The sequence below is a fragment of the Phenylobacterium sp. genome (genome assembly GCF_044372605.1).
GTDB lineage: Bacteria > Pseudomonadota > Alphaproteobacteria > Caulobacterales > Caulobacteraceae > Phenylobacterium.
The window spans coordinates 1-7,306 of record NZ_JBILRO010000175.1; the positions used below are offsets into that span (position 1 = coordinate 1).

The following is a 7,306-nucleotide window of genomic DNA, read 5'->3' on the forward strand; positions in this document are numbered from 1 at the left end:
GGCTGGCGTCCGCCGGCGTACGGCTGGACCGGTCCCGCGCGTACGCAGCCCTGCGCGACGAGCGAGACATCGCCACCGGTGTGCTCACCTTGAACCAGCGCTCGCCGGACCGTACGGACGCCACGCCAACTGGCCGTATTGGCCTGCGCTATGGCGTTTCGGAGGCGCTTTATCTGCGCGGTGCGGGATATGTCGGGTTCCGCCCGCCGACCCTGAATGAGCTGCACCGGCCCTTCCGGGTGGGCAACGACATCACCGAAGCCAACGCGTCGCTGAAGCCGGAGACCCTGCAGGGCTTTGAGGCTGGCCTGGGAGGGGAGGGCGCATTCCGCTGGAGCGCGAACGTCTTTCTCAATCGCCTGAGCGACCCAATCACCAATGTCACGATCGGGCGAGGCCCGGGGACGTTTCCTGCGGCGGGATTCATTCCGGCCGGCGGCACGCTTCGCCAGCGCCAGAACGCCGGTGAAATCAATGCCTGGGGTGTAGAAGCCGAGACCTCCGGCGACATCGGCTCCGTCGCCTCCTGGCGGGCGGCCGTGGCCTACACCGACGCCGAGGTCCGTGGCGGCCCTCGCGCCCGGCAACTCGATGGGCTGCGACCGGCCCAGACACCGAAGTGGACGCTGACGGGCGGGCTTGAAGTCCGTCCTGCCGCGGCGGTCAACCTGTCGGGCGATCTGCGTTACGAAAGCGCTCGGTGGGAAGACGACCTGAACACCCGTCGGCTCAGCCCTGGCATGCAGCTTGACGTTCGCGCCAGCTGGGCGCTCCGCCAGGACGCCGAGGTCTACGTGGCGGCTGAGAATCTGCTCGATGCAAAGCTTGAAGTCGGCGAAACGGCAGATGGCGTAGAGAGTTTTGCCGCCCCGCGAACTGTGCGCCTCGGCTTCAGCTTGCGGCGGTGACGGCAACGTCCGCGCACGAAAAAGGATCCGCGAGGGGCCCTCATCCGAGAGGCAGCTGGGGCTCGGGCGGTCATGCGCCCAGGCTGGCCGAACCGAAGGCGGCGATCAGGCCAAGCGCCATCAGAAAGGCCGGCGCGAAGCGGTCAAGCGCGCGTTCGAAGCTAGTGAAAGTCATGACACACACCTTGTGGTTTCTGCGAAGAACCCCGGGGGAGCGGGGCTGTCCGTGTTGACAACATCGATATAGCGCAATCTGAGCACTGCACAGATACCCGATTTCACAGATCCGTTATGCGTTTTCGCATGTTTTACCAGCCGCTTGCGGAATGCGGCGCTGTAGATGCCAACGTGCTATGGCCCGAACTGCACAAACTCCAGGTCGCCCTTGAACTATCGCCACGCCTTCCATGCCGGGAACTTCGCCGATCTGGTGAAACATGCGGCGCTGATCTGCATCATCCGCAAACTGGTGGCGTCGGGCGGGCCGTTAACGGTGATCGATACCCATGCGGGGCGGGGCCTCTACGACCTGGCCGGGACCGAGGCTCTGAAGTCGGGCGAGGCGCAGGCCGGCATCCTGCGATTGATGGCGGCTTCAGTTGCGCCGCCCGAATTCACCGGGCTGGTCCGGGCGGTGGGCGCGCTGAACGACGAAGGCGAGGTCAGGCGCTATCCCGGCTCGCCCTGGCTCATCGCCGAGGCTCTGCGGCCCGCTGACGCCTACATCGCCTGCGAGATGCACCCCCAAGAGCATGATGCGCTCCGGGTGGCGCTGCGAGGGCGGCAGAATATTCGGACCATCTGCGGCGATGGCTATGCGACGGTGGTTCCACAATGCCCGACCCATGGGCGGGTGTTGGCTCTGATCGATCCTCCGTTCGAGAAGCCCGACGACTATGGGCGGATTGTTGACACCCTCGTTGCGTTGCGTCGGCGCAATCGCGCCGCTCAGGCGTTGGTCTGGTTGCCGATCAAGGACCTGGAGACGCTGGACGCGTTCCTTCGCGATCTCGAGGATCACCTCGCAGCTCCAATGCTGGTGGCGGAGACCCGCATCCGCCCCCTGACCGACCCGATGAGGATGAACGGCTGCGCTCTGGTTCTGGTAGACGTCGCGGGTCTTGAGGCGCCGCTGGAGGCGATCTGCAGCTGGGTTGCGCAATCTCTGGGCGCTGGCGGCGCGGCACGTGTTTATTCGCTCTCGCCACAATAGTTTCGCATCCACGTCGTTTTTCGCGCGTTATGCTGCAGCGCACAATTTCATCCGCTGTGGAGACCCTGATCCATGTCAAACCTCGAGGCCTTCAACCGTTCCCATTCACGGATCAGTTCTGCCGTGATGATGAGCGCGATGTCACCGCTTTGGGCCTACTACAGCGCCGTCGCCATGGGCGGGGTAGCCTTCTGGTACGCGACGCGATGGACCCGCCCGGTCAATCTGGAGGCCGTGTTCGCAGGCGCGACACCCCTGACACCGGCGGAAGTTCAGCCGCCTTTGGAGGTCATCGAGGCGGTGGCCGACGTTGCGGCCGATCTGCCGGAGGTGGCGCAGCTTCCGGAACCTGAGCTGCCCACTGTTACGGCCGAATCTGTGATTGAGATGCTGCCAGAACCGGAGCCACAGCCGTTGCAACAGGGGGCCGCGGAACCGGTCGCCGAGACGGTCGCGGAATTGGCCCCGGTCCCGGAATCGGTTCCGCGCCTGAAGCTTCGGGCCCGGAAGGCCGCGACCGTCGTACCCGACCTTGAAGCCTGACGTGGCGCCGATGCTCCCGGCGCGTTAACAACGCCGCGTGCTGAAGCGTATCCTGGACATCATCGTAGCGCTCGCAGGGTTGGCCGTGGGCTGGCCCGTGCTCCTGGCGCTGGCCCTCGCCGTGCGACTGGATAGCGCAGGTCCGGCGCTCCACTGGTCCAGGCGGGTCGGGCGGGGAAACCGGCTGTTCCTCATGCCGAAGTTCCGATCGATGCGGACCGAAACCCCGGACGTAGCGACGCACCTGCTGGAGGATCCTCAACGTTGGGTCACGCGGATCGGGCGGGTGCTGCGGAGGACCAGTCTGGATGAGTTGCCCCAACTTTGGAGCGTGTTGGTTGGAGACATGAGTCTGGTGGGGCCAAGGCCCGCACTGTTCAACCAGGACGATCTGATCGCACTGCGTACCCAGGCTGGCGTGGATCGATTGAGGCCGGGTGTGACGGGTTGGGCGCAGGTGAACGGTCGCGACGACCTGCCGATACCGGAGAAGGTGCGGCTCGATGCGGAGTATCTCGTACGGGGTTCACTGGCCTTTGACCTGAGGATAGTCGCGGCCACCCTGCGCGCGGCGCTTTCCGGGCGGGGCGTGAGCCACTGAACGAATGCGACACGGAATCCGTTGACGCACAAGGGATGACGCCTTCAATCTGCACCCACCCACAGGGATCCGGAAAGCAGACACCATGGCAGTATTCATGAGCAAGGGCGCGGTTTTGGCCGTGGCAATGGGGATCGGCGTGGCGATCGCCGCGGGGGGGACCGTGGCCAATAGCCAGCCGGCGACCAAAGCCGTAGCGTCACCGGGCGCCAAGGCCGCGAATATGCGGCACGAGAATTTCGAGAAGCTGGGTGAGGCCTTCAAGACGGTCATCGACGAAACCAAGAAGAGTGAACCGAACAAGGCCGTAGTGACGAGCGCAACGAAGACGATGAATACGCTGGCGACCGCATTGCCCACCTGGTTCCCGCGCGGCAGTGGCGTAGAAGCCCGGGCCAAGAGCGAAGCCAAGGCCAATATCTGGACCGATGCGGCAGGATTCTCGGCGGCGGCTGCGGCCTCCCAGCTGCAGGTTTCCAAACTGAACCAGGCGGCGATCTCGGGCGATATGAACGCAGTCCGCGCCCAGATTCGTGCGACGGGCGGGTCCTGCAAGGCTTGCCACGACAAATACCGGCTCGAAAAGAAGAGCTAAGGATGCCGCAAGCGCCGCCCGAAGGCGTGAAGGTCAGGCTTTGGGACGGTCCGGTTCGGATCGTCCACTGGCTGTTGGTGGCGTTGATCGGCTTCTCATGGTGGGCGTCTGAGGATCACCTGGATTGGCATCAGTGGAGCGGCTACGGCGTGGTCGGGCTACTGCTGTTCCGGATCTACTGGGGGTTTGCCGGCGGCGCAGCTGGCCGGTTTGCGAGCTTCGTTCGCGGCCCTCGGGCGACACTCGCCTATCTCAAGACGGTGTCTGCGCGCACGCCGTCAGTGACTGCGGGGCATAATCCGCTGGGCGCGCTCAGCATTCTGGCGCTTCTTGGGTTGTTGGCGGTGCAGGTAACCACCGGCCTGTTCGCCGTGGATGTGGATGCCTATCAGGGCGGGCCGTTGTCGCACATGGTCAGTTTCGATCAGGGCCGGCGCCTTGCCGATTTTCACGAGCTGAGCTTCCGTGGCCTGCAGGCGCTTGTGGCGCTTCACGTCGCGGCGGTCGTCTTCTATCTGGTGTGGAAGCGTACGAACCTGATCGGACCGATGATCACCGGTTTTCGGTGGCTGCCCGTCGACCCGGGGCTGGCGCGCGCGCCTCTCTGGCGGCTGGCGCTCGGCGTGGCCCTGGCAGGGGCCATCGCCTGGTTCATATCAAAGGGACTGAGACTCTAGCTGCGCGCGGCAGCGTCGCGCAGGGAATTGAGCCAGGCGTCCTCGCGCATCTTCTCGGCGTCGCGAAGCTGGACTTCCGCTTCACGCACAGCGGCGTCGTGCTTGCGCCATTCAGACACAGCGCCCTCACGAGCGGCGCGGGCAGCCTCAAGGGTCGGGTAGCGCGCCAGCACCGCGCGAGTGGAATAGTTCACCGGCGGTCCTACGGCTTCGCGATCCGGATAAAAGCCGGTGATGGAATCAGCGGTCTCGCTGTCGACGTGGAAGACGTCGGCCCAGCCCGCATGGTGGCGCATCAGGGCCCAGGGTCGTTCGATCAGATCGCTCAAGATAGTCTCCGTCGAAGGTGTCCTGCCGATTCCGCGGACAGCGGTTGATCCCTGCCTTTAGCGCGACCGTGCGCGCCGTCCAACGCCGCGTTGGTGGTTTTTGCTTTCATGACGCTGCGGCGTGGTGTGAAAGCCGCAGGAATACCGTCGAATTCCGCCAGCGAGCCACCTCTTGAGCACCATCGTGATTGACCGCCAGTTCCGCGGCCCCCCCAATTCCGGCAACGGCGGATATGTCTGTGGTTTGCTGGCAAGAGGCCTTGAGGGTCCTGTCACGGCGATGATCCGCGCGCCGGTGCCGCTGGATGAGGCTCTGGAGTTCGAGACTGGCCCCACGGGCAACCGCCTGCTGGGCCCGGAGGATGCGGTGATTGGAACGGGGGCGGCGGCGACGCAGCCGATCCCTGATGCGCCAGTGATTCCGACACTGGCGGCGGCGCGGGCGGCCAGCGCGGGCTACTTTGGCCACGCAAACCGCGTTCACCCGCCATGCTTCACCTGCAGCAATGAGCGCGAGGAGGGGGATGGCCTGCGGGTGTTTCCTGGCCAGCTGGCAGGTGCTGAACCGGGCGTCCTGGCCTGCGTCTGGACGCCGCACGCGGCGTTCGGCGGAGCTGATGGCCTGATTCCGCCCGAAGTTGTGTGGGCTGCCCTGGACTGCCCCGGTTTCTTCGCCTGGATCGAGAAGGAAGGCCGTCACGGCGCCTTGCTGGGCACCATGACCGGCGAGATCCTGACGCCACCCCGGGTGGGCGAGGACTACATCGTCCTGGCCTGGCCGATTGCACGGGAGGGTCGCAAGGAGACGGCCGGGGTCGCGTTGATCAACGCCGAAGGTCAGATCCTGGCTCGTGCGCATCAGGTCTGGATCATGATGCCGCCCCGGCCCCCGGTCGCCGCCTGAGCCTTGCTTCACAGGGCCCGGAGTTCCAGAAATGGGGCGTAAGGGAAGGATGTGTCCATGAAGGCGGCTTCGGTCTCGGATTTTCGGGAGATGGCCCGGCGGCGGCTGCCCAACATCTTCTTCGAGTACATCGACGGCGGCTCATACGCTGAGGTCACCCTCGGCCGGAATGTGACGGACATGGAGGCCATTGCGCTGCGCCAGCGTGTGATGCGCGACATGAGCAAGCTGGACACCTCGGTCGAAACCCTTGGTCAGCACCTCAGAATTCCGGTGGGTCTGGCGCCGGTAGGCATGGCCGGGATGTATGCGCATCGCGGCGAGACGCAGGCTGCGCGTGCGGCTGCGGCTGCCGGTGTGCCGTTCTGCCTGTCGACGGTGGGCGTGTGCTCCATCGAGGAAGTGGCCTCGACCGGGACGGCTCCATGGTTCCAGCTCTACATGCTCAAGGATCGCGGCTACATGCGCGAGCTGCTGGGACGGGCCAAGGCTGCGGGCTGTCCTGTGCTTGTGTTCACGGTAGATCTGCCGGTTCCGGGCGCGCGATATCGGGACCGACGCTCGGGTTTCACCGGCGCCTCGCCGCTACGCCAGACCCTGACCCAGCTTCGGGACGGGATGACCCACCCGGCCTGGACCTGGGACCTGTTCATGCACGGGCGGCCGCACACGCTGGGCTCTGTTCAGGGCGCGGTTGGAGACGGCCGACGCGTCACCGACTTTCTGGGCTGGATCAGCCGGAATTTCGACCGGTCTGTCACCTGGAAGGACTTGGACTGGGTGCGTGAGGTCTGGGATGGACCAATCGTGATCAAGGGGGTGCTGGATCCGGACGACGCGCGAGATGCGGTCAAGGCGGGCGCCCAGGGGCTGGTGGTGTCCAATCATGGCGGCCGGCAACTCGATGGAGTGGTGTCGTCCGTGGAGGCGCTGCCGCGGATCGTGGACGCGGTGGGCGCCGATCTCGAGGTCTACATGGATGGTGGTATACGTTCCGGGCTGGATGTTCTGAAGGCCATGGCGCTGGGGGCGAAAGCCTGTTTCGTGGGACGTCCCTGGGCCTGGGCGCTGGGCGCAGGAGGCGAGGCGCAGGTCACGCGGATGCTGGAGATCCTCAGCGCGGAACTGGCGGTCGCCATGGTTTTGACAGGGTGTAAATCGGTCCGCGAGGCCGGGCCGGGTTTGCTGGATCGACTCTGAGCGCATGACCATCCTTTCAAAGCGTATGACCTCCCGCACGCGGTGGGGCCTGATCGTGATGGCTACGTCGTTGCTGGCGTTCCTTGGCCTGGGCGCGGCTATGCTGACCGGGGTGCTGGAGGCGCTGGATCGCGATCTGTTGCTGGCGCTGCGTGGACCCGGTGGTCTGGGTGATCCGGTCGGCTCGCGTGGCATCGAGGAGGCCGTGCGCGATCTGACAGCGCTGGGCGGCACGACACTGGTCGCCGTGACGACCGTTGCGGTCAGTCTGTTCCTGCTGGCGCAACGGCAGGGCCGCCATGCGGTAGTCCTGGCAGGCGTGGTTCTGCTGGCCTG

Annotated in this window: 10 protein-coding genes; 9 read left to right on the forward strand and 1 reads right to left on the reverse strand. The window is 65.5% G+C overall.

Features of this window, described 5'->3' with window-relative positions; translation table 11 throughout:
- The 6 genes from ACIQ42_RS13400 to ACIQ42_RS13425 form a co-directional block, all read left to right on the forward strand.
- Positions 1-908, forward strand: a 908-nt coding sequence (locus tag ACIQ42_RS13400; protein WP_397422718.1) for a TonB-dependent receptor domain-containing protein, incomplete at its 5' end; no start/stop codon positions are given.
- Between the two features lie 340 nt (positions 909-1,248).
- On the forward strand, positions 1,249-2,121 hold the full coding sequence (gene rlmJ, locus ACIQ42_RS13405; protein WP_397422719.1) for a 23S rRNA (adenine(2030)-N(6))-methyltransferase RlmJ: 873 nt from the start codon (positions 1,249-1,251) through the stop codon (positions 2,119-2,121).
- A gap of 72 nt (positions 2,122-2,193) precedes the next feature.
- On the forward strand, positions 2,194-2,664 hold the full coding sequence (locus tag ACIQ42_RS13410; RefSeq protein ID WP_397422720.1) for a hypothetical protein: 471 nt from the start codon (positions 2,194-2,196) through the stop codon (positions 2,662-2,664).
- Between the two features lie 40 nt (positions 2,665-2,704).
- Positions 2,705-3,265, forward strand: a complete 561-nt coding sequence (locus ACIQ42_RS13415) for a sugar transferase (protein WP_397422729.1) — start codon at positions 2,705-2,707, stop codon at positions 3,263-3,265.
- Between the two features lie 97 nt (positions 3,266-3,362).
- Entirely contained in the window at positions 3,363-3,860 is a 498-nt protein-coding gene (locus tag ACIQ42_RS13420) for a c-type cytochrome (RefSeq protein WP_397422722.1), read from the forward strand.
- Between the two features lie 2 nt (positions 3,861-3,862).
- Positions 3,863-4,537 carry a cytochrome b/b6 domain-containing protein gene (locus ACIQ42_RS13425; protein ID WP_397422723.1) on the forward strand — a complete coding sequence of 225 codons (675 nt, stop codon included), beginning with the start codon at positions 3,863-3,865 and terminating at the stop codon, positions 4,535-4,537.
- Here the strand turns inward: ACIQ42_RS13425 and ACIQ42_RS13430 are convergent.
- Positions 4,534-4,866, reverse strand: coding sequence for a hypothetical protein (locus tag ACIQ42_RS13430; RefSeq protein ID WP_397422724.1), 333 nt, complete (start codon positions 4,864-4,866; stop codon positions 4,534-4,536). The two genes, ACIQ42_RS13425 and ACIQ42_RS13430, sit on opposite strands and share 4 nt — an antisense overlap.
- A gap of 172 nt (positions 4,867-5,038) precedes the next feature.
- Here ACIQ42_RS13430 and ACIQ42_RS13435 point away from each other — a divergent pair, with 172 nt between their 5' ends.
- The 3 genes from ACIQ42_RS13435 to ACIQ42_RS13445 all read left to right on the forward strand — a co-directional run.
- Positions 5,039-5,770: a hypothetical protein gene (locus ACIQ42_RS13435; protein ID WP_397422725.1), complete on the forward strand. Its 732-nt coding sequence runs from the start codon at positions 5,039-5,041 to the stop codon at positions 5,768-5,770.
- Between the two features lie 57 nt (positions 5,771-5,827).
- Complete coding sequence (locus ACIQ42_RS13440; protein WP_397422726.1) at positions 5,828-6,970, forward strand: L-lactate dehydrogenase; 1,143 nt, start codon at positions 5,828-5,830, stop codon at positions 6,968-6,970.
- A gap of 4 nt (positions 6,971-6,974) precedes the next feature.
- On the forward strand, positions 6,975-7,306 hold a 332-nt coding region (locus tag ACIQ42_RS13445), incomplete at its 3' end, for a hypothetical protein (RefSeq protein ID WP_397422727.1).

Excerpts from the sequence above, each read along its gene's own strand:
- rlmJ (WP_397422719.1), top strand. The coding sequence starts at position 1,249 with ATGCCAACGTGCTATGGCCCGAACTGCACAAACTCCAGGTCGCCCTTG.
- ACIQ42_RS13440 (WP_397422726.1), top strand. The coding sequence starts at position 5,828 with ATGAAGGCGGCTTCGGTCTCGGATTTTCGGGAGATGGCCCGGCGGCGG.
- ACIQ42_RS13410 (WP_397422720.1), top strand. The coding sequence starts at position 2,194 with ATGTCAAACCTCGAGGCCTTCAACCGTTCCCATTCACGGATCAGTTCT.
- ACIQ42_RS13420 (WP_397422722.1), top strand. The coding sequence starts at position 3,363 with ATGAGCAAGGGCGCGGTTTTGGCCGTGGCAATGGGGATCGGCGTGGCG.
- ACIQ42_RS13425 (WP_397422723.1), top strand. The coding sequence starts at position 3,863 with ATGCCGCAAGCGCCGCCCGAAGGCGTGAAGGTCAGGCTTTGGGACGGT.